Genomic DNA, 26,499 nt, shown 5'->3' on the forward strand with positions numbered 1-26,499 from the left:
TAAATATTCATTTTGAGAAAATTGTACCAAATTTCTATATAAATAACAATATTATTCTCGTAATTTCTCATAAATTTTTTCAGCAACCGAATGTGGAATTCCAGCTTGTTTCAATTCCTCCACAGTAGCTTCACGCATATTTTTGACAGAACCAAAATGTTTCAGCAGCGCTTTTTTTCTCTTTTCTCCTACTCCCGGAATTTCATCTAATACAGACTGAAATACAGTCTTGCCGCGCACTTGACGATGGAATGTAACAGCAAATCGGTGCACCTCATCTTGAATGCGCTGCAGTAAATAAAATTCTTGACTGTTCCTCTCTAAATCAACCGTTTTGGGTGGATCGCCAATAATTAATTCCGAAGTACGGTGTTTATCGTCTTTCACAAGTCCTACAATCGGAATTTCAAGCCCTAACTCATTTTCAAGCACATCGCGGGCGGCTGCCAATTGCCCTTTGCCGCCATCAACGATAATCAAATCAGGAAGCGTCAAGTTCTCCTTCAACACACGTACATACCTTCTCCGGACAACTTCTCTCATTGATTCATAATCGTCAGGACCTTCCACCGTTTTGATCTTATATTTTCGATACTCTTTCTTCTCCGGCTTGCCATCAATAAATACAATCATCGCTGAGACAGGATCGGTTCCATGAATATTGGAGTTGTCAAATGCTTCAATGCGATGCGGTGTCGGAATCCCAAGCTTTTTTCCTAAATTCTCTACTGCTTTTATTGTTCGTTCTTCGTCGCGCTCGATTAAATAAAACTTCTCTTTAAGAGCAATAGCCGCATTTTTGTTTGCTAAATCAACAAGTTCTTTTTTCTTTCCTTTTTTCGGCTGGACAACCGTTACTTGAAGGAGCTGTCCAGCCAATTCTCCATTCACATCTTCGGGCAAAATGACTTCTTTCGGTTTAAAATGATTAGCTTTTGTATAAAACTGCCCTAAAAATGTTAAAAATTCCTCATCAGGGTCTTGATACATCGGAAACATCGAGACATCCCGTTCAATCAATTTTCCTTGCCGGATAAAGAAAACTTGAACGCACATCCAGCCTTTATCATAGGAATAACCAAAGACATCGCGGTCCACAAAATCGTTCATCATCATTTTTTGCTTTTCCATCGTTGCTTCAATATGGGCAATTTGATCACGGTATTCTTTTGCTCTTTCAAATTCAAGAGCTTCTGCCGCTTTTAACATTTTTTCTGTCAGCTCTTCTTTAATCTCACGGTATCCCCCATTTAAAAAACGAACGATTTGCTCGACAATCTCTTTGTTTTGCTCTGGTGAAACATCATGTACACATGGAGCAAGGCATTGTCCCATATGATAATAAAGACATACTCGATCTGGCAGAGTCGAACATTTTCTCAGCGGATAAATACGATCCAGCAGCTTTTTTGTTTCATTCGCCGCCTGCACGTTCGGATAAGGTCCGAAATATTTCCCTTTATCTTTTTTATTTACTTTTCTTGTAATGATGAGACGCGGATGCTCTTCAGCGGTAATTTTAATAAACGGATAACTTTTGTCGTCTTTCAACATGACGTTATATTTCGGATCGTACTTTTTTATTAAATTCATTTCCAAAATGAGCGCCTCAAGGTTCGAAGAAGTGACAATATATTCAAAATCAGCAATTTCATTGACAAGACGAAGCGTTTTTCCGTCATGCGTTCCGGTAAAATACGAGCGCACACGGTTTTTTAACACTTTCGCTTTCCCAACATAAATGACTGTTCCGTTTTTATCTTTCATTAAATAGCAGCCCGGCTGTTCAGGCAAAAACGCTAACTTTTCTTTTAAGTGATCATGCATGACAATCACTCCAATGACATTAATCTATCCACTCATACAAGGTAATTTCTCCATAAATGGGGTCTGCTAATGTGCTTGATTGATAGGTTTTCACCTTACGCAAATGCCTCTCAAGTGAAACCCCTTGTTCCGTAAATCCTTTGACTACATGATCTGTCAAATAAATTGTAGCATGTTTATAGTTCACTTTACCCTGTAAAAAAATGTCAAAATGAAGCACCCGTTTATGGATAAAATCGGCGTCTAAATATTCCATTACTCTCGTCTCTTCCCACGTATAAATAACAAAAGGAGCATCTACTTTTTGTAAATCATATGTTAATTGGTAAGTTGCTGGCAAGTGAGTTGCTTGACCATATACATGTATACTGCCGACAATGACTTGAACGATGAATACAGTTAATGCAAACCATTTTTTATACATGGACTTCCCAACAGAAAAATAGCGTCCCCAAATATAAAAGAGAATAATCGTAACTAACGGTGCAATATGGCGTGGCTTATCAATATTTTGCGCAAGCCACGCCCAAAGAAAATAGACGATGCTTATTATGAATAGCCAATATGGAATGATAGCTGCTTCGTTTGTTTTACGAGCAGCAAAAATACTAAGACGACATATGCAATAAGCAAGAAAATCGTTTGGCTGGCAATCCCCGTCCAAATGATATTATAAAAAATGAAGATGAGAAACCGCTCAAAAAGTGAATCATGTTCCGCTGTTACCGCACCACCCCATTCTTGAAAGTGATCGCTTGTAAAAGCTAAAGCAAGCTTGATAAATCCCGTTATTCTTCCTTCTGTTAAGGCTACTGCACCACCCCAAATCAATTGAAAAAACAACGCGGCAATAAACAATAGAATGATCCTGCCAATTCTTTTATATTTTTTCCAATCATCATACCATAGAAAAAGGAGTGCCGCTGCGAAAGGCAAATAAGAAAGCCGGATTCCTAATATCATACTTAAAAAATAATGACAGAAGATGAAAGGACAATATAAGGCGTTCTCTGGTCATTTGAACCGCCCATAAATACCACCATAAAACAGCGATTCCAGCACCTTCTGACATCGGCTGCGTAACAATGAGCATCAAAAGACATGTAATTATCCAAGCAATATCACTTTCGTAATATTTTTTTGCTAACAAAAAATTCGGTATCGTTGCCGATAACATCATAAACACATTAAAAATAGACAACGCTTTTGCTGGATTCTCAATAAATGAGTTTACAATCATCCCCCCAAGAATGAAATAAGGGTATCCTGGAAAATGAGGCTGCATGGCCAATAAGTCATAACGATTTAACGCTAACGCAAAATCAACTTGATCCCACGTTGCCGCATATGGACTTGCATATTGATATTCTACATAAAACAGCAAACTAAGTGCGCTAACTCCGATAAATGTACAAAAATATGACATAAAACGTTTATTTCCCAGAAAATGTTTCATAATCTTTCACCTTTTCAAGTAGTTCAACTAAAAAAGGCTGACCCCAAAAAGTGTCAGACCCTACAATCACACACAATATATAGGACATAACACTATATACGATGGATTGCACTTGAGGTCAGACACTTATGGGTCAGCCCCTCTGCTTTTGTTCACACTTTAATAAATGAAGGGAAAAATTCATTGCCAATAACTTCTCCTTGAACGATCTCTTTCTTCTTTCCATGATCCAGCGGCAGGAGTGGAAATAATAGTTCGGCAACCCGGTATGCCTCCTCTAGGTGCGGATAGCCAGATAAGATGAAACGATTAATCCCCATTTTCTGATATTCCAGCAAGCGTTTTGCCACGGTTTCCGGATCTCCCACCAAAGCCGTCCCTGCTCCTCCTCTCACAAGGCCGACACCCGCCCATAAATTCGGGCTGATTTCCAAAGACTCCCTATTTCCATTGTGGAGCTGTCTCATTCTCTGCTGCCCCACAGAATCGTAGCGGGAAAATACTCGTTGCGCTTCTTGAATCGTTTTTGCATCCACATATCGAATTAATTGTTCAGCGGCCTCCCATGCTTCCTTTTCGGTTTCCCGAACAATTACATGCAGCCGTATGCCGAATTCGATCGTTCTTCCTTGCTCTTCAGCAAGTTTTTTCACTTCTGAAAGTTTCTTTTCCACCTGTTCTGGCGGTTCCCCCCAGGTTAAATATACATCCGAATGCTTCGCCGCCACGAGCTGTCCCGCAGGAGATGATCCACCAAAATAAATCGGAGGATATGGCTTTTGTACAGAAGAGAATAAAAGCTTTCCTCCTTTCACTTTTAAATGACGGCCTTCAAATGTGACCTCCTCACCGTTCAACAGCTTTTTCCAAATCGTAAGAAATTCGTCTGTCGCTTCATAACGTTCATCATGGTTCAAAAACAGTCCGTCACCTGCAAGCTCAACCGGATCTCCTCCAGCTACCACATTGATAAGTAGACGTCCGCCAGAAATCCGGTCGAGCGTTGAAGCCATTCTTGCTGCAAGTGTAGGAGACATTAAACCTGGACGGACAGCAACAAGGAAATGTAACTGTTCCGTTTCCGCAGCCAATGCTGCCGCCAGCAACCACGGATCTTCGCAGGATTTTCCCGTGGGAATTAAAACTCCTTTATACCCAAGACGATCAGCAGCTTGTGCAATTTGACGGAAGTAGCTATATTCAGCTGAGCGACCTCCTTTTGTTGTTCCGAGATATCGACCGTCACCATGTGAAGGAATAAACCACAAGATTTCCATTTTTCCTACTCCTTTCTAACTAAATCGTTGGAAATTCTTTTCTTTCTGTTGCTTTCAACAAATCCTCTAAGCTGTGTTGAATTCTTTCCTCTACCTCTTTAGCTAAAAAAACGTCACCTTTTTCATTCCATTGAACGTTCGTATCTAAAATAAATACTCCATGCAAAATCTCTCTTGCCCCCAACAGTGAAAAAATCGGCTTAAAGGCGTATTCGATAGATAGAAGATGAGCGATCGTTCCCCCAGTCAAAACTGGCGCCACAATCTTTCCAGCAAAAATCTTTTCTGGCAGCAAATCAAGAAAGGCCTTTAAAATTCCGGTGTAGCTTCCCTTGTAGACAGGGCTTAAAACGATGATCGCGTCTGCAGCCTTAATCAATGCATGAGTATGGGCAATAGTCGAGCTTTTGAAATTGGCATAGAGTAAGTCCTCCGCCGGCAACTCACGCACCTCTATCAAATCGGCGCGATGGTTTCTTTCGATTAGCTCCTTTTGCAACCATTTGGCAATCGAAGCCGTTTTGGAATTTGGAGATGGACTTCCGGAAATCAACACAATATTCGACATTTTCAACCCACTCCTTTTTATTATTAAACCGTAAAGGAAGCTAGAGCTCGTTTTATCTACCATTATAGGTATCCTGCCATTTGAGTAAGCGTGTTTCCAATAAGCGAACAAACGAATCTGTCAATTTTCCGACCGCTGCGAAAATGATAATCCCGACAAAAACAATATCAGTATTGCTAAACTGTCTGGCATCCATCATCATATAGCCCACTCCTTCTGTCGACCCCATCAACTCAGCAACAACCAGCGCTAGCCACGCAGCTCCGAGGGATAAACGAATGCCCAATAAGATATTGGGAAGAGCGGAAGGTAGGATGAGCAGCTTTATTTGCTTCCATTTGCTGAAATCGAGAATCCGTGCTACATCAAACAACCTTGCGTCCACTTCGCGTATGCCAAGAAACGTATTCACATAAATCGGGAAAAACGCACTTTTGGCGATTAATAAAATTTTGGACGCTTCTCCGAAGCCAAACCATAAGATAAAGAGCGGCGCAACTGCCAGATGAGGAATCGTCCGCAACATCTGTAGGCTCGGGTCTAGCACACCTTCCGTTTTGGTCGAAAAACCAACGGCTATACCTGCTGCAAGCCCTAGCCCCGCTCCCAATATAAATCCTGCTGCTGCTCGGAGAACACTGATTTTCAAATGGGTAAATAGCTCTCCGGAAACAACCAAATTCTTAAAGGCCATCACAATATCTGATGGCGTCGGTAACACTGTTTTAGAAACGAATCCGAGCGAGCCGATGATCTGCCAGATAGCAAATAGGAGGAAAGGTAAGATAAGCCCTGCCACTCTTCTTTTCAAACTCTCTTTAAATCCGTCGTCTTTCAAAACAGTGGGTCTTCTCACCGATTCCTTTCGGAATTTTGGCTGTTCTGCTGTAATCGTTGTTTTAGCCATTTTTGTCTTCCCCCTCCTTCTTTAGTTCCTGCAATGCTTTTTTAATATATTGGTTATCGACCACTTTACTTGTATCAATTTTCGTTTTGATCACTTTTTGTGAATATTGAAAATCGGCGGTTTTTTGCTGGGCCTTGATAATGTCGTCTGTAATCGGCTCATTTAACGGCGGGTTGTTGCGCAACGAACGTGCGACCACTTTCTCATCCAGCTTCTTCGCTTTCGCATAAATAGAAACCGCCTCGTCAAAATGCTCATTCTGCCAACGGCGTGCTTTTTCATACACTTTTAAAAATCGAACGGTTAAGTCCGGATGTTCCTCCGTAAAATCGGAGCGTGCAATGATAAAACCTGGCGAATAAACATTCAGTGTTTCTCCATCCGCCAGCACCTTCGCTTTGTTTTTAATTGTTTCATAGGAGATATACGGCTCCCAAATGGCCCAAGCATCCACTTTGCGGGTGTCAAAAGCCGCTTGGGCTTCATCCGGCTGCAGTTGGATCATTTCCACATCGGACGCTTTCAATCCGGCATGCTCAAGTGCTTCATATAAAAAATTGAATCCACTGCTTCCTTTTGCCACCGCAATTTTCTTTCCTTTTAAATCTTTCAAATCCTTGATTTTGCTTCCTTTTGGAACGAGAATAGCATCTCCTTTTAATCCATCGGAGCTTTTGCTAATTTCTTTAAAAGCGATGTTTGCGGCCTGGGCGGAAATAACAGGAGAATTCCCCACCACCCCGAAATCAAGATTATTAGAGGCCATCGCTTCAAAATGAGGCGGTCCGCTTTGAAACTCGGTCCATTTGACTTTTACTCCCTCTTTTTTGAATTCTTTTTCAAACCATCCCTTTTCTTTCGCTAATAGAAGCGGCCCGAGACTCTGTTGAATTCCTATATGAATGGTGATATTTTCTGCTTCCTTTTTAGCCCCACCAGCATCCCAGCTGCTGCAACCAGAAAAAATCCAAACAAAGCCAATGATAAAGACAAAAACAAATCCTTTGCGCATCCCTAAATCCCTCCTCAATGCTAGATTCCAAGCCCCTCGATAAGAGGCAGTTCGTCCGCTGTCTCAAACTCTTTCAAAACCTTTTGTCTCATTTCCTGGAACAGTGGATGAGCTCTCTGCCGTGGAAAAGGTAATTCAATCGGAATGATTCTGCTGATAGATCCTGGTTTTGTCTTCATAATCACGACCTGATTGCCAAGATAAATAGATTCATCCAAATCATGGGTTACCAAAACCATCGTGATGCGTTTTTTTCTCCATATTTCCAAAAGAACATCTTGCAGATGCTTTCTTGTAAACGCGTCTAGTGCACCAAAAGGTTCATCCAATAATAATATTTTTGGTTCTCTTAACAGCGCCCTAGCAATCGCCACTCTTTGCGACATCCCCCCCGATAACTCCTTTGGATAAGCTTTTTCAAACCCTTTCAATCGAACAATGTGAATCAGTTCATCGACTCTTTTGCGGATTTCTGGATCTTTCAGGGATAGATTCGCTGCAATATTTTCCTCAACCGTCAACCATGGAAACAGCCTGTGCTCTTGGAAAACAAAGCCCTGATCCGTTCCCGGTCCTACGACAGGAAGTCCACCGATTTCAACCGTCCCTTCATAATCCGTGTCGAGCCCAGCAATAATTTTCAGTAAAGTGCTTTTTCCGCAGCCGCTTGGACCAATGATGGTTATAAAGTCCCCATCTTCCAGCTCCAAACGGATATCACGAAGAACCTGAACGGCAGTCTGACCTTTTTTGAACGACTTCTCCCTTACACGAATATGTACAGTCAAAAGCTATTCCCCCTTTATCATCTTTCATCTGATTTTCCATATTTCAATCATCTAAAAAACTTGTATTCCGAGTTTAATTTATTTATTTTATTCCGATAGGAAAACTTTGTTTAATAGGACTAAAAAAGGTCCTCAATCCATGGTGATTCCATGTGATTAAGGACCTTCGGTATGTCCGATCAGTCTCCTGAACTTTATTCCTACTTTTTTTATCGGTTTTGTTAGATATTACTATAAATGATTTTTTTTGGTCAGTCAATCATTTTTTACTATTTTTAATATTCTTTTATTTAAACCCCTTTATGCGCTTAATGAAACAAAATGGGATTCAGACTTATCGTCTGAACCCCATTTTATCAAACCGTTTTCCCGCCAGCCATTATACATGTTTTTGCAGCAATTGAACGAGCGCTTCTTTTGGCTGATAACCGACTACTTTATCTACAACTTCGCCGTTTTTGAAAACGTACAAAGTTGGGATGCTCATTACGCCGTATTTTGCTGCAGTTTCTTGGTTTTCATCAACGTTAACCTTTACTACTTTTACTTTGTCTCCCATTTCTTGATCTACTTCCTCTAAAACAGGAGCGATCATTCGGCACGGTCCGCACCAAGGAGCCCAGAAGTCGACTAATACAACCCCCTCTTTCGTTTCAGTCGCAAACGTTTGATCAGTTGCACTTACAATCGCCATTATAATTCCTCCTATTCATTACTTAATTGGTGTAAGCAAAGTATATCATTTAATTGTTTAAGACGCTAATTTTTTGTTTCGCTACTAATATTTCCTGCAAGGTCATAATTATGCTAAAGGAAATTCGTTGATTGCCGACTGTTCGGGCTAACTTCGCTTATATCAAGTTTTCTCCTTTCGTGACCTTATGAAAGCCTTAGCTACATCTCGAGCTACGCTTCTGATTAGCCAAAAAAAACGAGCCGAGTCATGAAAAACTCTGCTCGCTTCTTAGACAGAAAACGTTATGAATGAACTTTTAATTTTTTGAATTCCTCTGTCAACAGCGGCACCACTTCAAATAAATCGCCGACAATACCATAATCCGCTACTTTGAAAATGTTCGCTTCTGGATCTTTGTTAATTGCAACAATCACTTTAGAGTTAGACATACCCGCTAAGTGTTGAATCGCACCCGAAATTCCGCACGCAATATAAAGGTCTGGGGTAACGACTTTACCCGTTTGTCCAATTTGCAACGAATAGTCGCAATAACCGGCATCGCATGCACCGCGTGAAGCTCCGACTGCACCGCCTAATACATTTGCGAGCTCTTTCAACGGTTCGAAACCTTCTTCACTCTTTACGCCACGACCGCCAGCGATGATCACTTTTGCCTCTGATAAATCGACACCCTCAACTGTTTTACGGACGATTTCTTTTACGATTGTACGCAAATCTTTAATATCAACAGATAAGTTTGATATATTTCCTGTACGTGATTCATCACGCTCTAGCGCAGGAATGTTATTTGGGCGCACTGTCACGAAAATGCGTTCATCGGTTGTGATTTTCTTTTCGAATGCCTTTCCAGAATAAATCGGTCTTGTAAACACAAGATTTCCGCCTGCTTCTTCAACATTGATTACATCAGAAATAAGCCCAGAATTTAATTTTGTTGCAATTTTTGGTGATAAATCTTTTCCTAACGCCGTATGACCAAACACAATTCCTTCCGGTTTTTCCGCGTCAATGACCGCCATTAACGCTTGACTAAACCCGTCGGATGTATAATTCTTTAACTTTTCGTTTTCTACGACTACAACGCGATCAGCGCCATAATAAATTAATTCGTTTGCGTAAGCTTGAACGCTTTCACCAACTAATACCGCTACGACTTCGCCGCCTTCAGCAATCGTTTTTGCTGCAGCAATTGCTTCAAAAGACACGTTTCTTAATGAACCATCACGAACTTCAGCTAATGTAATGACTTTGCGTGCCATTGTTTAATCCCCCCGTATGAAATGAATTGATGTCTCAATAAGGTATAACGTTTATACTACTTTTGCTTCTGTGTGTAAAAGAGATACAAGTTCTTTAACTTGGTCTACTAATTCCCCTTGCAAAATTTTTCCTGCTTCTTTTTTCGGTGGCAAGAAGATTTCGATTGTTTTCGTTTTCGCCTCGACATCGTCTTCTTCAAGGTCTAAATCATCTAATTCAAGCTCTTCAAGCGGTTTTTTCTTTGCTTTCATAATGCCTGGTAACGACGGATAACGTGGCTCATTTAACCCTTGTTGGGCAGTAACTAATAAAGGAAGTGATGTTTCAATAATTTCTTCGTCCCCTTCAACATCACGAACAACCGTTACTTTACTGCCGTCAATATCCAGCTTTGTAATCGTTGTCACATAAGGGATGCCAAGCAATTCTGCAACACGTGGTCCGACTTGTCCTGAACCACCATCAATCGCAACATTACCAGCTAAAATTAAATCTGGATTTTTGTCTTTTAAATATTCAGCAAGAATTTTTGCTGTTGTGTATTGATCACTTTCTTCTACATCATCTTCAATATTGATTAACACAGCTTTATCACACCCCATTGCTAACGCTGTACGCAATTCTTTTTCCGCCTCTTCGTTCCCTACAGTAACAACTGTAATTTCGCCGCCATGCTTATCGCGTACTTGAATAGCCTCTTCAATTGCATATTCATCATATGGGTTAATAATAAATTCAGCTCCATCTTCACTCACTGCACCATTGTTAATAACGATTTTTTCTTCTGTATCAAATGTGCGTTTCATTAGTACGAAAATGTTCATGTAATACCCCTCCTATTTTTAACGAACATTTATTCAGTTTAAAATTTTCTGTAAAATTATAGTAAAAAAATATATATAATTACTTTCCTTTGAATTGCGCTGTCCGCTTTTCAATGAAAGCTTGAATTCCTTCTTTTGCATCTTCAGATGTAAATACTTTACCGAAAAGCTCCGCTTCCTGTTGAACCGCTTCATGGAACGCTGTTGCTTTTGCAGCATTCAGCAATTCAATGGTAGCGCTTACTGAAACTGGACTTTTTTGCGCGATTTTTTGTGCTAGTGTTTTCGCTTCTTCCAATAGCTGCTCCTCAGAAACGACGCGATTGGCTAGTCCCCACTGTACAGCTTCTTTGCCAGTAATCGGCTCGGTTGTCCACATCATTTCTGCCGCTTTCGCTAAGCCGACATAACGAGTTAAGCGCTGCGTTCCTGCAAAACCTGGAATTAATCCAAGCTGCAATTCAGGCAATCCTAATTTGGCATTTTCAGTAACGAGGCGAATATGGCAGGCCATTGCTAACTCCAAACCACCACCTAACGCTGCACCGTGAATCGCTGCAATGATCGGCTTAGTGAACTGCTCAATCCGCTCCATGACTTGCTGGCCGGCAAGAGCAAGTTCTGTCGCTTTCTCTTCGGATTCGATTGTCGTAAATTCTTTAATATCCGCACCTGCGGAAAAAAATCTACCTTCCCCATGCAGAATAATCACACGAACACTTTCATCGTTCTCTAACCGATCGAGAATGATTGCAAGCTCTTTTAAAAGCCCCGATGATAAAGCATTAGCTGGAGGACGTGAAATGGAAATGGTAGCAACAAACTCCTCCGTATTGACCTTGAAAAATTCCATATTTCGCTTCTCCCTCCCCTATGTTGTCAACGATTCTTGTGCATCAACAGACGCAAGAAACATTCGTTAGGCAGAACACCCTTTTGTAAGCAACTGATGAACCGGCTTGGCTAGCGCAACCAAGTCATACTTTTGTTCATTCATTACCCACGTTGTAACAGTTTCGTCAATCGTCCCAAAAATCATCTGTCTTGCCAATCGGATATCCAAGTCTTTGCGAAACTCGCCTTTTTCAATTCCCTCAATTAAAATACCATCAACGACTTTCAAATATCCTTTCAACACTTCGTTAATTCTTAAACGAAGTTCTTTATTCGATTGACGTAATTCTAACTGGGTAACAATGGCCAAATGACGATCAGCTGCTAACAATTGAAAGTGTTTTTCTACCAACACATATAACTTCTCCGTCGGACTTGAGATTCCTTCTATTTCTTTTTGAATTTTTTCGATAAAACTTCCCATTTTTTCCTGAAATAATGAAATAAGAATATCTTCTTTGTTTTTAAAATAAAGATAGATCGTTCCGTCAGCTACCCCCGCCTGTTTAGCAATCTTTGAAACTTGTGCTTGATGATAACCGTTTTCCGCAATGACAATGACTGCTGCTTCGATAATTTGCTTATATTTTGGTTTATTCTTTTTCAACATACATTCTCCCTTTCAAAAAATGAATGAATAATCATTCATGTTTTTATTTTAAAAATCCCCTTTCTATCTTGTCAAGATATAAAATACGTTAAAAGAAAGAGCCTATGAAGAAAATATGGCAGGCTCTTCATGATCATTTTTTCTCTCCCTCTATTAACACCCGCCGCAATATTTTTCCTACTGCTGTTTTTGGTAATTCTTTTCTGAATTCATAAATTCGCGGCACTTTATATGCTGCTAATCGACTTCTCACGAAATGATCCAGTTCTTCCTTTGTACATTCTTCTCCTTGTTTTAATACGATGAACGCTTTGACCGTTTCCCCACGATACACATCAGGGATACCAATGACAGCCGCTTCTTGAACTTTCGGATGTTCGTATAGCACTTCTTCCACTTCACGCGGATAAATGTTATAGCCGCTTGCTATAATCATATCCTTTTTCCGATCAACAATAAAGAAATATCCTCTCTCATCCATATACCCTAGATCTCCAGTGTACAACCATCCATCTCTCAATACTGCTTCTGTCTCGATCGGCTGATTCCAATACCCTTTCATTATCTGAGGACCGCGCACGACAAGTTCACCGATTTCGTTTATCTTTGCTTCTTCACCTGTTTCTAATGATATAATTTTTGCTTCCGTATCAGGCCATGGTACTCCAATACTTCCTTTTACACGTTCCCCATCCCATAGAAAATTAGCATGCGTTACTGGTGAAGCTTCTGTTAAACCATATCCCTCGATCAGCTTTCCACCTGTAACCGTTTCAAACTTTTCCTGTACTTCCACAGGTAAAGGAGCAGAGCCGCTAATACATGCTTTGATGGAAGATAAATCATAATTTTTCAGTTTTGGATGATTCAATAAAGCAATGTAGATCGTTGGGGCACCTGGAAACAATGTTGGTTTTAATTTTTGGATGGTCTTTAATGTTGTTTCTGGATCAAATTTTGGAAGTAAAATCATTTTATATCCTTGCATGATCGATAAATTCATCACTGCTGTCATACCATACACATGGAAAAAAGGCAAAACTCCTAAAATCGACTCGTTTCCTTTTTCACATTGATACATCCAATATGCACCCATGACCGTATTGGCAATTAAATTTCGATGAGTCAGCATCGCTGCCTTTGGGAATCCTGTCGTTCCCCCTGTATACTGCAATAAAGCGATATCCTCTACAGGATCGATATCCACTTCCATTTCTTTTGCTTCCGAAAAAGCCATGACACTCGAGAACAAATGCTGATCCTCTTGTTCTTTTACTTTTACAATGACTTGTTGTTGTTTCTTTTGAACGAGCGAATAAAAAAGCTTTTTTATAAAAGGCAAGTAATCTTTAATACTGGTAATAATTAAATGCTTTAGGTTTGTTATCGCTTTCATTTTAACTGCTTTTGGATAAAGCAAATCTAAGGTAATTAATATTTCTGCCCCGCTGTCTTTTAATTGATACTCTAACTCTCTTTCGGTATATAACGGATTCGTTTGAACGACAACTCCCCCTGCAAACAACACTCCGTAATAACTAATGACCGCTTGTGGACAATTCGGTAACATAATGGAAACACGATCGCCTTTTTTTAATCCAAGTTTCACAAGATAGTTAGCCAGTTTTAATGCTTGTTTATATACTTCCTGAAATGTTAATTCCTTTCCTAAAAAGTGAATAGCTATTTTATTTGGAAATTGTGAAGCTGCCTCTTGTAAAAATTGCTGCAACGTCTTGTTTGGATAATCAATCGTATGAGGAATTTGTGAAGGATAGTGAGCTAACCATGGTTTATTCATTAATATCCCTCCTTCAATTTCGATAATTCTGATTATTTATCATTGTATTATATTCCTTTGATTTTTAAAATAAAAAAGAAGGATGTCTTTTTTAGACACCCTCATACAAAAAACATTAAGTATATAACACCAATGACGAAAAATATCCCGCATAATACAAACAGCACTTTTGCTAATGTTTCCATCTTTCCACCCTCTATTGAATTCCTTCGCCAATTACAAATGATAATCCGATAGAAATCACCATGGAAATAAATCCAACAGCTCGGTTATCTTTTTCAATTTCATGATCAATATTAAATTTTGGAGTGAGAAATTCGTAAATAAAGTATGCTACCAATAAAAGTACAAAACCGTAAACCCCCCAACCAATCATCGCCACTAGCGAATCATGTTGGCCAATTGAGTAGCGAAAAATATTAGCAATGCCAAAAATTTTTCCGCCTGTCGCCATCGCCACAGCAACGTTACCATTTTGAATTTCTTCCCAGTTTTTGTACTTTGTGACTAATTCAAAAACAGCTAAAAACACGATGATACATAAAACGGCTACGCTAAAATTTGCTGCTACTTTCACGATTTCATTTTCCCAAAAGGAGCTCATCGCATTCTCTCCTTCATCATTTTAATTCAACAATAGTGACACCGGTACCGCCTTCTGTCGCTTCTCCGTAGCGAATATTTTTTACAGAACGATGGTTTTTCAAAAATTCTTGAACTCCTTTACGCAGAGCCCCTGTTCCTTTTCCGTGTATAATGGATACGCGTGGATATCCAGCCAAAAGGGCATCATCAATATATTTTTCAACACGAACAAGAGCATCTTCATAACGTTCCCCGCGCAAATCAAGTTCAGGACTAACGTGATAGTCTTTTCCTTTTACCGTCGCTAACGGTCTTGTTTCTACTGGTTTTGGCGTTCCGATATATTCGAGATTTTCCTCTTTTACTTTCATTTTTAAAATACCGATTTGCACTTGCCACTCATCATCAGAAACTTTTTCAATTAAATGGCCTTTTTGATTCAAGTTAATCACTTTTACTTCATCACCAGGCTGGAATTGATGTTGAGAGGCTTTTGCTTTCTTCGCTTTTTTCTTCTCCTCCAGCTTCGGAGCAGCTTCTTCTAATCGTTTTCTCGCCTCGATTAATTCATGCTCTTTAATTTCAGCGAGCTTTTCTTTTTGCATTTGTCGTAATTGGCTAATAATTTTCTCCGCTTCTTGTTGAGACGCTTTCACAATTTCTGCTGCCTTCCGTTTTGCTTCCTCGATCAATTCATCACGCTTTTCATTGAATTCAATAATTTGTCGCTGCAATTCTTTATGAAGCTTTTCTGCTTCTTTTCGAAAATCTTCCGCTTCCTTCCATTCTTCTTCAGCGCGTTTTTTGCTGTATTCAAGTGAAGCAATCATATTTTCGACTTTATTGCTTTCCGAGCTTACATGACTTTTTGCGCGTTCAATGATTCGTTCATCCAAACCGAGCCGTTTGGAAATTTCAAAGGCGTTGCTTCGTCCCGGAACGCCGATTAATAATTTGTATGTTGGACTTAATGTTTCAATATCAAACTCAACACTTGCGTTAATAACCCCTCTTCGGTTATATCCATATGCCTTCAGCTCTGGATAATGCGTTGTTGCAACGACACGCGCCCCCCGCTGATACACTTCGTCAAGAATAGCAATCGCTAAAGCTGCTCCCTCTTGTGGATCGGTTCCTGCTCCAAGCTCGTCAAATAGAACTAAGCTGTTATTGTCCACTTTTCGTAAAATATCCACAATATTGACCATATGAGAAGAGAACGTACTTAAACTTTGTTCAATTGACTGCTCATCGCCAATATCAGCATAAACAGCGTTAAAAACGGCTAATTCTGAACCATCTAACGCAGGAATTTGCAGCCCCGCCTGCGCCATTAACGTAAATAATCCTATCGTCTTTAACGTAACCGTTTTACCGCCTGTGTTCGGACCGGTAATAACAATTGTTGTATAATCTTTGCCCAGCTCAATATCATTCGGCACGACAACATCTGGCGCAATGAGCGGATGACGTGCTTTACGCAAGCGAATATATCCACGGTCATTCATGAGCGGTTTGCTTGCTTTGATTTTCCGGGCATATTTCGCTTTTGTAAAAATAAAATCAAGCTCTGCTAGAACTTCAACATTGATGAGAAGAGTATCTGCATGTTCTGCCACTTTTTCGGTCAGTTCAATTAAAATTCGTTCAATTTCTTGCTTTTCTTTCACGCGCGCTTCCTGCAGCTGATTGTTTAAATCAACAACCGCCTGCGGCTCGATAAATAATGTTGCACCTGATGAAGATTGATCATGCACAATACCGCCGTAAGCGCTGCGGTATTCTTGTTTTACTGGAATCACATAGCGTTCATTGCGAATCGTAATAATGGCATCAGATAACATCTTTTGTGCCGATGAAGAGCGAATCATGCTCTCAAGCTTTTCGCGAATTCTTCCTTCTGTACTCCGCAGCTGCTGGCGAATCGAACGCAGGCGGTCACTGGCATGATCTAATACTTCTCCATAATCATCAATGCAATTTTTTATCGCCTGCTCCACTTCCGGTAAAGCCACCATTTGTTCAACATATTGCGATAAATGCGGAAGCTCCACATTTTCATCGCTTAATGACTCAATAAACTTTTTCATTTGTCTGCTTGCATAAATCGTGCTCGCAACGTCAAGCAGTTCATGAGGACTTAGCGTTCCACCGATTTTCGCTCTTTTGACGCTTGCGCGAATGTCAAAAATCCCGCCAAGCGGAACATTGCCCCGTAACCGCAAAATCGTAACAGCCTCATCCGTCTGCTCCTGCCATTTTACCACTTCAGCAAAATCGGCTGACGGAACGAGCTTTTCAGTTTTTTCTCTTCCCAATGATGAAGCTGCATGTTCCATTAACTGTTCTTTTACTTTGTCAAACTCTAACACTTTTAAAATTCGTTGTTGCACCAATGAAAACCTCCATGTTTGTAGTATTAACAATGATGGCGTTTAAGAAAATTTCGCAGTTCGTCCAATTCTAAAGCGTTCAACACCGTTTCTTTACGAATCCAGCCTTTGCGGGCGATGCCGACGCCTATTTTCATATCTTCGAGCATATCGAGATTATGCGCATCTGTATTAATAACAATTTTCACTCCGGCGTCTTGTGCCTTTTTTAAATGTTCATATGCCAAATCAAGACGGTTTGGATTCGCATTCAGCTCAAGCGCGGTATTCGTTTCTTTTGCTAATTCAATGAGCATATCGATATCGACATCGTAACCATCGCGACGGCCGATGAGACGTCCCGTTGGATGAGCGATAATATCGACATGATGATTTATTAGCGCTGCTTTTAAACGCTGCATAATGACTTCTCGAGGCTGGGAAAATCCTGAATGAATCGAGGCGATAACGATATCCAACTCCTCTAATACTTCATCATCATAGTCTAGCGTCCCATCCGGTAAAATGTCCATTTCGACACCTGCTAAAATGGTAAAATTATCATATTTCTCATTGAGACGCTGAATTTCTTCCCTCTGTTTCTTTAGCCGTTCTACCGTTAAGCCATTCGCCACTTTTAAAAACTGCGAGTGATCGGTTATCGCCATATATTTATATCCTTTTTTGCGGCAAGCTTCCGCCATTTCCTCAATCGAAAAAGCGCCGTCACTCCATGCAGAATGCATATGCAAATCCCCTTTAATATCACTAAGCTCAATAAGAGGATAGTCTGATTGATAGCGTTCTACTTCGCTTCCGTCTTCGCGAAGTTCTGGCGGAATATACGGAAGATGAAAATGTGCAAAAAACTGCGCCTCATTTTCGAACGTAATGATTTCTCCTGTTTCAACGTTTTCAACACCGTATTCACTAATTTTCTCTCCTCGTTCCTTCGCAATTTGCCGCATCCGCACATTATGTTCCTTTGAGCCTGTAAAGTGGTGTAATGTCGTAGCAAATTGCTCAGGTGTTACTAAACGAAAATCAACGGAGACTTCATATTCATAGCTAAGCTGCAATGACACCTTTGTTTCGCCATTCGCGATGATTTCCGATACGCGTTCTAACGTTAATAGCTGTTTGCGCACTTTTTGTGGCTCATTCGTCGCGATAATAAAGTCTAAATCTTTAATCGTTTCCCGCATACGACGCAGGCTGCCAGCGCGGGAAAAACGAATGATTCCTTCGATTTCTGCAAGCTGCCTCTCAATTCCCTCGGCAATCGGCAGCATCACAGCAAGCGGCAGCCGCTCCGGGCGGGAGCCAATTTCCTCAATAGCCGCTAAAATTTTCTCTTCCGTCTTTTTCCCAAATCCGGACAAAGCCTGTACTTTATTTTCTAGACATGCAGCTTTTAAGGATTCAATATCAACGATTCCGAGCTCTTTATATAGTTTGGCAATTTTCTTCCCGCCGAGTCCCGGAATCTTTAACAATGGAAACAGTCCAGCTGGAATTTCTTTTTGCAATTCCTCTAAAACAGTTGACTGCCCTGTTTTTATAAACTCCACAATAACCGCTGACGTTCCTTTTCCGATTCCCGGCAGCGCTGTCAAATCATCTATATCTGTCAAACTGCGTTCGTCATTTTCAAGAGTAGCTGCAGCTTTGCGAAACGCAGCAATTTTAAACGGATTTTCTCCTTTGATTTCCATATATAAAGCAATCGTTTCTAACAGCTTAATGACATCTTTTTTATTTTTCACCATCCGCTTTTAAACACCTACCTATACGATTCACTATGAAAAATGATACAAGTTTTGATAAAAAAGTACAAAAAAGAGGCCTGTCTCAAAGCAAGGGGTCAGACTCCACAATCCATCATATATAGTATATAACATTGGATAAATACGCTATATATCATGATTTGTGCACGAGGTCAGACCCTTATGCGACAGCCTCTTTTACGCCATATATTTAATCCACATGTTTTCAAGCATATGCGATAAAAATGGGGTATGTTTAACAATAATACTGGCCATAAACGAATCTTGGAGCTGTGTTTGTAAACTTTCAATCGGAATAAGCGCTCCTATGTAAAGAACAATAAAGACGATTAAGTAAATCTCGATAAAACCGAGCGCTCCACCCGCCCATCGGTTCACGCTGCGCAAAAGCGGCAGCTGAGCCACAAAATCAAGCATCGAACCAATTATTTGCATCAAAATTTTCGTCGCAAAGAACAAAATCGCAAAAGCAACCGCACGATAATATGCTTCGTCAAGGTTAGCACCTTCAATAATCATCTTCATTGTTTCTTGATCGCCGAAAGAAGGATAAGGGACCCATAGTCTTAATCTTGGTGCGAGGTTTTCATAATTCATATAAGCAACAATAAACGCGACAATAAAACCTGTCATATGAATAAACTGTAAAATAAAGCCACGTTTTAATCCAATCATAAATCCTGTTAAAAGGATGAAAAGCAAAATTAAGTCAATCATTGAGTCGTTCATCCTTTTCTTTTTTTATATCATGTAATAGTCGATTATAATCTTCTTTTAATTTCAAATAATCGTGAACAATATTAACAGCGGTTAACACAGCTAGTTTATTAATATCGAGATGGGGATTTTTCGCGCTAATTTCCCGCATCTTATCGTCAACAATCGACGCAACTAAACGGATATGGCTGGAGCTTTCCGTACCAACAATGGTATATTGCTGCCCATATATCTCAACGTTTATCCGTACTTTTTGCTGCTCTGACAAATTGCTTCCCCCATTCATAAAAGTCCTAATGTTTATGATAACACGAATCATGATAGTATGGAAAGATATGAGATAAATCGTTATGATAAGATATATATATTTATATAGGGGTTGAACATTTTGTCGAATACAGTTATCAAAGCGACCGAATTCGTCATGAAAGAAATGGAACGATATTATTATGCTTTCTTACTTGATAAAATTCCAAACGGTGCCTTGTTTACCGCCAAACTTCCTGATTGCACGATTACTGCCTACAAATCCGGAAAAGTATTATTTCAAGGAAAAGCAGCCGAGCAGGAAGCCGCACGATGGCAAGAAAAAGAAAGCGCGGAACCATCATTAGCAAAAAGTCATTCTACGAATCTTCCTGCCAATTTTTCATCCTTATCTATTATCGGCTCGGATGAAGTCGGAACAGGAGATTATTTCGGTCCAATTACGGTTGTTGCCACATACGTTAGTAAGGAAAAAATTCCTGTGCTGCAACAACTTGGTGTAAAAGACTCGAAAACGCTCACCGATGAGAAAATTAGTCTAATTGCCAAACAGCTTATTAAAGAAATCCCATACAGCTTGTTCACATTGCATAATGAAAAATATAATCAGCTGCAAGCAAGCGGAATGTCACAAGGAAAAATGAAGGCGCTCTTGCACAATCAAGCAATTATTCAACTTCTGGACAAAATTGCCCCTGCCCGCCCTGATGCCATTTTAATCGACCAGTTTGTTGAATCATCTACTTATTATAATTATTTAAAAGGAAAAAAGACGATTGTAAAGGAATCTGTCTATTTCAGTACAAAGGCAGAAGGACTGCATCTTGCTGTTGCCGCTGCCTCCATTATTGCCCGCTATGCGTTTTTAAAAGCAATGGATTCCTTAAGTCACCAAGCGGGGATAGAGCTTCCAAAAGGAGCTGGCACACAAGTGGATATCGCAGCTGCAAAGTTAATCAAAACAAAAGGGCTTTCCGCGTTAAACAAATATGCAAAGCTCCATTTTGCCAATACAGAAAAGGCGAAAAAATTAGCGAACATGTAGAAAGGTGTGGTTCATGGAACCACACCTTTCTTTGTATTAGCTTCTTAACGTTGCCGCAAATTTTTCTTCCACTTCTTTTATTACTTGTTCATGAACTTTTGTTACTTCCTCGTCTGTCAATGTCCGCTCTGGATCGAAATAACGAAGTGAGAACGCGATTGATTTTTTACCTTCTGGCAAGCGGTCGCCTTGGTACACGTCGAAAATCGTTACTTCTTTTAACAGTTCTCCGCCCGCTTCGACAATTGCTTTTTGAATATCGCCTGCGATGACATCTTTATCAACAACTAAAGCGATATCGCGCGTCATCGATGGGAAGCGCGGAATCGTTGAATAACGAATTTCTTCAACTTCGGCGTGAAGTAAGTCGGTTAATGCCAGCTCAAATACATACGTTTCTTTTAAATCATTTTCTTTTTGCACGCTTGGATGCAACTGTCCGACAAAACCAATGACGTTCCCGTCAAGCAAAATATCCGCTGTCCGACCAGGATGCATACCGTCGCGTTTTGCTTGTTTGTATTCAATGCGATTTTCTAAGCCAAGCAAGTTGAATAATCCATCCAAAATTCCTTTGACGACATAGAAATCAACCGCTTTTTTCTCGCCTTGCCATAAATGCGCGTGCCATACGCCCGTGACTGCTCCGGCCAAACGTTCTTTTTCTTCTGGAAGTTCATGCGCCTCTTTTGCTAAATACACTGCTCCTGTTTCATACACTGCGACATTTTCGATTTGACGCGCACGATTATAGCTTACGACCTCAAGCAAATGAGGAATTAAGCTTTGACGAAGCACGCTGCGTTCCTCACTCATCGGCATCGCTAAGCGAATTGGCTCCGCCGTCTCTAACGCGAATTTCGTTGCTTTCTCCTCGCTTGTTAAAGAGTACGTAATCGCTTGGAAAAGTCCTGCATCTTCTAAATAACGGCGCACTTTCCGGCGTTTTGCTTGATAAGGTGTTAACTTACCAGGCTGTGATTCCGCTACCGGCAATGTCGTTGGCAAGTTATCGTAGCCGTATAATCTTGCCACTTCTTCGATAATGTCTTCTGGAATTGAGATGTCACGACGGCGTGATGGAACTGTGATTGTGAACGTTCCATTATCTTCCGTAAACGCAAATTTTAAGTTAGTTAAAATCGTTGCTACTTCTTCTTTTGTAATCGCTGTTCCTAACACCCCGTTGATGCGGTCAAGGGTAATCGTAACAACAATTTCTTCTTGTTTTAACGTATTCACTTCGGTGACACCGCTGACAATTTCACCGCCTGCATACTCGGCCATTAATGCCGCAGCACGGTCTAATGCCTCTTTTGTACGCGCCGGGTCGATACCTTTTTCAAAGCGCGTGCTTGCTTCACTGCGCAAACCATGGTCTTTAGACGCTTTACGAATCGTTGCACTTGTGAAATAAGCCGATTCGATTAATACCGTTGTTGTATCATTTTGTACTTCCGAGTTAGCTCCGCCCATCACACCGGCAAGGGCAACCGGCTCTGTTCCGTTTGTAATAACGAGATGGTCTTCGGTTAGTGTTCTTTCCACATCATCAAGCGTGACGATTTTTTCGCCTGCTTTCGCGCGGCGCACTAAAATTTCTTTTGAACCGAGGCGGTCATAGTCAAAGGCATGAAGCGGCTGGCCGTACTCAAGCAAAATATAGTTCGTAATATCGACAACGTTGTTATGCGGACGAATGCCAGCTGCCATTAAGCGCGTCTGCATCCATAACGGAGACGGACCGATTTTCACGTTTTTCACCACACGCGCTGTATATAATGGATTGTCTTCCGTTGCTTCCACTTTCACGGAAATATAATCGGCAACGTTTTCGCTTGTTTCATGAAGTTCAACGGTTGGCAACTTCACTTCTCGTCCTAAAATCGCTGCTACTTCATAAGCAACACCAATCATGCTTAAGCAATCGGCACGGTTTGGTGTTAAGCCTAACTCTAACACTTCATCGTCTAAGTTTAATAGCTCTAATGCATCTGCCCCGACAGGCGCATCGCTTGGAAAGACAAAAATGCCGTCTGCATATTCTTTTGCGACAAGTTTTGATTCAATGCCAAGCTCTTGCAGCGAACAAATCATACCATGTGATTCTTCGCCGCGAAGCTTTGCTTTCTTAATTTTGAAGTTACCAGGCAATACCGCGCCAACTTTCGCAACGGCTACCTTTTGTCCTTTCGCCACGTTCGGTGCACCACAAATGATTTGTACCGGCTCTCCTTCGCCAATATCAACTAAACATTTGCTTAATTTATCGGCATTCGGATGCTGCTCGCGCTCAAGCACATGCCCCACGACAACACCTTTTACACCTTTGTTTAACACTTCGACCGTTTCGACTTCGATGCCGCTTTTTGTAATTTTCTCGGCTAATTCTTTTGCTGTAATTCCCGTTAAATCAACGTATTCTTGCAGCCATTTATACGATACTAACATTCCATTACCCTCCCTTTACGCGCGATTGAATTGTTGTAAGAAACGAAGGTCGTTTTGATAGAAATGACGGATATCATCAATGCCGTATTTCAACATCGCAATTCGTTCAGGTCCCATACCGAAGGCAAAACCTGTATATTTTTTCGAATCAAAGCCCGCCATTTCAAGAACATTCGGATGAACCATACCTGCACCTAAAATTTCAATCCAACCTGTTCCTTTACATACGTTACAGCCATGACCTCCGCAGTTAAAACATGATACATCCACTTCTACAGACGGTTCTGTGAATGGGAAGAAGCTAGGACGGAAACGAATTTCTCGGTCTTCGCCGAACATTTTTTTCGCAAACGCTTGAAGCGTTCCTTTCAGGTCGCTCATGCGAATGTTTTCATCGACAACAAGCCCTTCAATTTGTGTAAATTGATGAGAGTGTGTCGCATCGTCATTATCACGGCGATATACTTTTCCTGGACAGATGATTTTCACCGGACCACGGCCTTGATGTTTTTCCATTGTGCGCGCTTGCACTGGTGACGTATGCGTACGAAGCAAAATTTCTTCGGTGATGTAGAAAGAATCTTGCATATCGCGTGCTGGATGACCTTTTGGTAAGTTTAATGCTTCAAAGTTGTAGTAGTCTTTTTCGACTTCTGGACCTTCGGCAATCGTATAGCCCATGCCAATAAATAAGTCTTCGATTTCTTCAATGACTCTTGTTAATGGATGATGATTGCCAAGTCGAACTGGACGTCCCGGAAGCGTTACATCAATCGCCTCGGAAGCTAATTTTTTCTCGATTTCTTCTTGTTCAAGTTTCGCTTGTTTTTCCTCTAGCGCAGACTGAATGGCTGCACGCACCTCGTTGGCAAGCGCTCCCATGATTGGTCGTTCTTCCGGCGATAAAGCGCCCATGCCACGAAGCACTTCCGTAATCGGACCTTTTTTGCCAAGATAAGCGACACGAACATCATTAAGCGCTTTTAAATCGCTTGCTTGAGCAATTTTCTCAAGCGCTTCTTGTTGAAGTTGTTGTAATCGTTCTTTCATGTGCTACTCCTCCTTTTTCCAAATAAAAAACTCGCCCCTCAAACAAGGGACGAGTGAAATCGCGGTACCACCCTTATTAACAGCGCCGCTATCTTAATGCTGCTTTTCCAGTTGTGAGCTTTATCCGCTTACAGGCAATCGAAAAGAAACAAAGCTTGCAAAGCAGCCAAAATTGAAACAGCGCTGTTCACTTCATTGCGATAACGGCGTAAACCGGAACACCTTTACATTCTACTCCTGTAGAATGGTCCAAGTGTCAACTCCAGAGGTGAATTCACTTGCTTCTACCATAAAAACGCTCCCAGTCTACGGCGTTTTCTCCCTGGATGGCGAGCGGCAAGCTACTCTTCTCTATCATCGTTGTTTTCCTTATTTAACTATTTTTATATTATAGGCAAACAAAGGACGGGTTGCAACCTCTATCCGTGCAAATAATAAAGCAAAATTCCCGCGGCAACGGCAACATTTAATGATTCGGATTTGCCATAAATCGGAATGTATAAATTTTTCGTGGTCAGCTGAAGCAAATCTTTGTTGACACCGCTGCCTTCGTTTCCGACAAGAAGGGCAAACGGTTCTTTTGGCTCCACTTGTTTATAATCCTCTCCGTTTTCTAAAGATGTGCCGTAAATATGGACTTTCTGCTCTTTTAATGTTTGTATCCATTCACGGAGATTTCCACGAATAATCGGAAGGTGGAACAGCGAGCCTTGTGTAGCGCGAATGACTTTTGGATTGTACAAATCTACACATCCTTCCCCAAGAATGACGGCATCTATCCCAGCCGCATCGGCGGTACGAATCATTGTCCCGACATTTCCTGGGTCTTGCACAGCGTCAATAAGCAGCACATTCGCTGTTCCCCAGTCGATTGGTTCATATGTGAATTGTTTGCACACAGCCGCGATTCCTTGCGGTGTTTCCGTATCGCTGATTGCTTTCATAATTTCTTCTGTCACTAACGTAATGGGAATATGATCCACCTTCCAACTTGGTGGAACTTCTTTTTTCTCCTCTAAAATGATTTCCACAATGTGAACACCGCTTTTTACCGCTTCCTCGACTAAATGAAACCCTTCAATGATAAACAAACCGGTTTTTTCCCGTTCTTTTTTGGTTAATAACTTTTTCCACTGTTTGACTTGTGGATTTTTTGTTGATTCAATTCGTTTCAAATCGAATTCTCCTTTGCTTTAAACATTTCTTTATACATAATAAACGAAATGACAGCAAAAAATAAACGTGTAATACATAATAACGAGGTGAAAAAGATGGATTTAAATTTACGTCATGCGATTATGCACAATGTGGCAAACAACACAAAAGAACAATTAGAAGATACGATTGTCGATGCGATTCAACGCGGCGAGGAAAAAATGCTTCCGGGCTTAGGAGTTCTTTTTGAAGCAATTTGGAATAACTCCACTGAGCAGCAAAAAGACATGATGTTAACAACTCTCGAACAAGCAGTAAAACAATAACACTAAAACCTTCGACAACTGATAAGAAAACAAAATAGGGGCTGACTTCACATATAGTGTTTGTTATGTCCTATATATTATCAGCCCCTTTTGTTTGAGAAAACACCATGACAAGAAGATATTTAAAGACAATAGATATTCGTTTATGTATTTTTTATAATGTGCTAAAGAAAACAAACCTGCAAACAATTGAGACAATGATAAAACCAAGTAAAAATATACAATATGATAGGATTCTAAGTAGTTTTCAATCGCTAAATCAGCAACACTTTCCGGATAAAGAAAAGAACAACCTGCCATAAATGATACTTCTACATTCTCGACTATAGCCATTTTGAACCATAAACCGAATTAGAGTGATTGGTTATAAATTTTCGAGCACGAATCATATTTCATTCGATTGTCTTTAAGTCCTTTGACAGAATGGATTGCTTTCGTTTTTTTAAGAGATATAATCTCGTTGAAATGGCTGTATGAAAGCCTAATATGATAGTAATTAACATACTCAATTACAGAGAAGAAAGAAAGAAAGAAATAAATGAACATTCCTATCGCCAATCCGCATAATGGAAGCGGGAAATCTTGAATGAACAAATCATAAATGAATAGAAAAGGTGTAATAAATAATAGAAAGATATTTACTCTCTTTAAAATTTTAAATGTATAAAGATATTTAGCAGGAATGGCAGACGTGTTTCTATCTTTTAGATATTTCCACTTTAAAAACCAATAAAAGCTTCCTTGTAGCAATATAAACTCCAATAGTACAAAAGAATATAGACAAGAATAAAGCGATGACAGTTTAAGAGAAGGATACGCACTG

General features: G+C 40.4%; 25 protein-coding genes and 1 other annotated feature. Of the genes, 2 read left to right on the forward strand and 23 right to left on the reverse strand.

Features of this window, described 5'->3' with window-relative positions; translation table 11 throughout:
- Window positions 1-51 precede the first annotated feature (51 nt).
- The 20 genes from uvrC to zapA all read right to left on the reverse strand — a co-directional run bounded on the left by uvrC (window position 52) and on the right by zapA (window position 19,650).
- The gene (gene uvrC, locus HNQ85_RS09410) at window positions 52-1,827 is read right to left on the reverse strand and encodes an excinuclease ABC subunit UvrC (RefSeq protein ID WP_181537500.1); all 1,776 of its coding nucleotides are present in this window, start codon (window positions 1,825-1,827) and stop codon (window positions 52-54) included.
- Between the two features lie 19 nt (window positions 1,828-1,846).
- Window positions 1,847-2,251, reverse strand: coding sequence for a hypothetical protein (locus HNQ85_RS17605; protein ID WP_246326834.1), 405 nt, complete (start codon window positions 2,249-2,251; stop codon window positions 1,847-1,849).
- Between the two features lie 125 nt (window positions 2,252-2,376).
- Window positions 2,377-2,685 carry a hypothetical protein gene (locus HNQ85_RS17610; RefSeq protein ID WP_246326835.1) on the reverse strand — a complete coding sequence of 103 codons (309 nt, stop codon included), beginning with the start codon at window positions 2,683-2,685 and terminating at the stop codon, window positions 2,377-2,379.
- 40 nt (window positions 2,686-2,725) lie between these two features.
- Entirely contained in the window at window positions 2,726-3,283 is a 558-nt protein-coding gene (locus HNQ85_RS17615) for a hypothetical protein (RefSeq protein WP_246326836.1), read from the reverse strand.
- A 152-nt stretch (window positions 3,284-3,435) separates the two neighbouring features.
- On the reverse strand, window positions 3,436-4,560 hold the full coding sequence (gene ssuD, locus HNQ85_RS09420; protein WP_181537501.1) for an FMNH2-dependent alkanesulfonate monooxygenase: 1,125 nt from the start codon (window positions 4,558-4,560) through the stop codon (window positions 3,436-3,438).
- Between the two features lie 19 nt (window positions 4,561-4,579).
- Window positions 4,580-5,128, reverse strand: a complete 549-nt coding sequence (gene ssuE / locus HNQ85_RS09425) for an NADPH-dependent FMN reductase (protein ID WP_181537502.1) — start codon at window positions 5,126-5,128, stop codon at window positions 4,580-4,582.
- Between the two features lie 52 nt (window positions 5,129-5,180).
- A complete protein-coding gene (locus HNQ85_RS09430) occupies window positions 5,181-6,035 on the reverse strand; it encodes an ABC transporter permease (protein WP_181537503.1) in 855 nt (284 codons plus the stop codon).
- Entirely contained in the window at window positions 6,028-7,047 is a 1,020-nt protein-coding gene (locus HNQ85_RS09435; RefSeq protein ID WP_181537504.1) for an aliphatic sulfonate ABC transporter substrate-binding protein, read from the reverse strand. The genes HNQ85_RS09430 and HNQ85_RS09435 overlap by 8 nt, the downstream gene beginning before the upstream one ends.
- Before the next feature lie 20 nt (window positions 7,048-7,067).
- Window positions 7,068-7,835 carry an ABC transporter ATP-binding protein gene (locus HNQ85_RS09440; RefSeq protein ID WP_181537505.1) on the reverse strand — a complete coding sequence of 256 codons (768 nt, stop codon included), beginning with the start codon at window positions 7,833-7,835 and terminating at the stop codon, window positions 7,068-7,070.
- 379 nt (window positions 7,836-8,214) lie between these two features.
- Entirely contained in the window at window positions 8,215-8,529 is a 315-nt protein-coding gene (gene trxA / locus HNQ85_RS09445) for a thioredoxin (RefSeq protein ID WP_181537506.1), read from the reverse strand.
- Window positions 8,530-8,813: 284 nt separating this feature from the next.
- The gene (locus HNQ85_RS09450; RefSeq protein ID WP_181537507.1) at window positions 8,814-9,791 is read right to left on the reverse strand and encodes an electron transfer flavoprotein subunit alpha/FixB family protein; all 978 of its coding nucleotides are present in this window, start codon (window positions 9,789-9,791) and stop codon (window positions 8,814-8,816) included.
- Between the two features lie 51 nt (window positions 9,792-9,842).
- A complete protein-coding gene (locus HNQ85_RS09455) occupies window positions 9,843-10,616 on the reverse strand; it encodes an electron transfer flavoprotein subunit beta/FixA family protein (RefSeq protein ID WP_181537508.1) in 774 nt (257 codons plus the stop codon).
- 79 nt (window positions 10,617-10,695) lie between these two features.
- Window positions 10,696-11,469, reverse strand: coding sequence for an enoyl-CoA hydratase (locus HNQ85_RS09460; protein WP_181537509.1), 774 nt, complete (start codon window positions 11,467-11,469; stop codon window positions 10,696-10,698).
- A gap of 66 nt (window positions 11,470-11,535) precedes the next feature.
- Complete coding sequence (locus tag HNQ85_RS09465) at window positions 11,536-12,117, reverse strand: TetR/AcrR family transcriptional regulator (protein ID WP_181537510.1); 582 nt, start codon at window positions 12,115-12,117, stop codon at window positions 11,536-11,538.
- 136 nt (window positions 12,118-12,253) lie between these two features.
- Window positions 12,254-13,921 carry an AMP-binding protein gene (locus HNQ85_RS09470; protein ID WP_181537511.1) on the reverse strand — a complete coding sequence of 556 codons (1,668 nt, stop codon included), beginning with the start codon at window positions 13,919-13,921 and terminating at the stop codon, window positions 12,254-12,256.
- A 196-nt stretch (window positions 13,922-14,117) separates the two neighbouring features.
- Entirely contained in the window at window positions 14,118-14,525 is a 408-nt protein-coding gene (locus HNQ85_RS09475) for a DUF350 domain-containing protein (RefSeq protein ID WP_181537512.1), read from the reverse strand.
- A gap of 16 nt (window positions 14,526-14,541) precedes the next feature.
- Window positions 14,542-16,899 (reverse strand): endonuclease MutS2, encoded by a 2,358-nt coding sequence (locus tag HNQ85_RS09480; protein ID WP_181537513.1) that lies wholly within the window; start codon window positions 16,897-16,899, stop codon window positions 14,542-14,544.
- A gap of 26 nt (window positions 16,900-16,925) precedes the next feature.
- Window positions 16,926-18,647, reverse strand: coding sequence for a DNA polymerase/3'-5' exonuclease PolX (polX, locus tag HNQ85_RS09485; RefSeq protein WP_181537514.1), 1,722 nt, complete (start codon window positions 18,645-18,647; stop codon window positions 16,926-16,928).
- A 195-nt stretch (window positions 18,648-18,842) separates the two neighbouring features.
- Window positions 18,843-19,382 (reverse strand): CvpA family protein, encoded by a 540-nt coding sequence (locus tag HNQ85_RS09490; RefSeq protein WP_181537515.1) that lies wholly within the window; start codon window positions 19,380-19,382, stop codon window positions 18,843-18,845.
- The gene (gene zapA / locus HNQ85_RS09495) at window positions 19,375-19,650 is read right to left on the reverse strand and encodes a cell division protein ZapA (protein WP_181537516.1); all 276 of its coding nucleotides are present in this window, start codon (window positions 19,648-19,650) and stop codon (window positions 19,375-19,377) included. Before zapA ends, HNQ85_RS09490 begins: the two co-directional genes overlap by 8 nt.
- A gap of 120 nt (window positions 19,651-19,770) precedes the next feature.
- Here zapA and rnhC point away from each other — a divergent pair, with 120 nt between their 5' ends.
- Window positions 19,771-20,694, forward strand: coding sequence for a ribonuclease HIII (gene rnhC, locus HNQ85_RS09500; protein ID WP_181537517.1), 924 nt, complete (start codon window positions 19,771-19,773; stop codon window positions 20,692-20,694).
- Between the two features lie 36 nt (window positions 20,695-20,730).
- Here the strand turns inward: rnhC and pheT are convergent, their stop codons facing one another.
- The 3 genes from pheT to HNQ85_RS09515 form a co-directional block, all read right to left on the reverse strand.
- Window positions 20,731-23,145 (reverse strand): phenylalanine--tRNA ligase subunit beta, encoded by a 2,415-nt coding sequence (gene pheT / locus HNQ85_RS09505; protein WP_181537518.1) that lies wholly within the window; start codon window positions 23,143-23,145, stop codon window positions 20,731-20,733.
- Between the two features lie 15 nt (window positions 23,146-23,160).
- Complete coding sequence (gene pheS, locus HNQ85_RS09510) at window positions 23,161-24,195, reverse strand: phenylalanine--tRNA ligase subunit alpha (protein WP_181537519.1); 1,035 nt, start codon at window positions 24,193-24,195, stop codon at window positions 23,161-23,163.
- Between the two features lie 42 nt (window positions 24,196-24,237).
- Window positions 24,238-24,562 (reverse strand) — a binding site (T-box leader).
- Window positions 24,563-24,614: 52 nt separating this feature from the next.
- Window positions 24,615-25,370: a TrmH family RNA methyltransferase gene (locus HNQ85_RS09515; protein ID WP_181537520.1), complete on the reverse strand. Its 756-nt coding sequence runs from the start codon at window positions 25,368-25,370 to the stop codon at window positions 24,615-24,617.
- Between the two features lie 96 nt (window positions 25,371-25,466).
- On the opposite strand from HNQ85_RS09515, the gene sspI reads away from it, so the two are divergent.
- Window positions 25,467-25,676, forward strand: a complete 210-nt coding sequence (gene sspI / locus HNQ85_RS09520; protein WP_181537521.1) for a small acid-soluble spore protein SspI — start codon at window positions 25,467-25,469, stop codon at window positions 25,674-25,676.
- Window positions 25,677-26,499 lie beyond the last annotated feature (823 nt).

The sequence above is a fragment of the [Anoxybacillus] calidus genome, from assembly GCF_013760845.1.
GTDB lineage: Bacteria > Bacillota > Bacilli > Bacillales > Anoxybacillaceae > Paranoxybacillus > Paranoxybacillus calidus.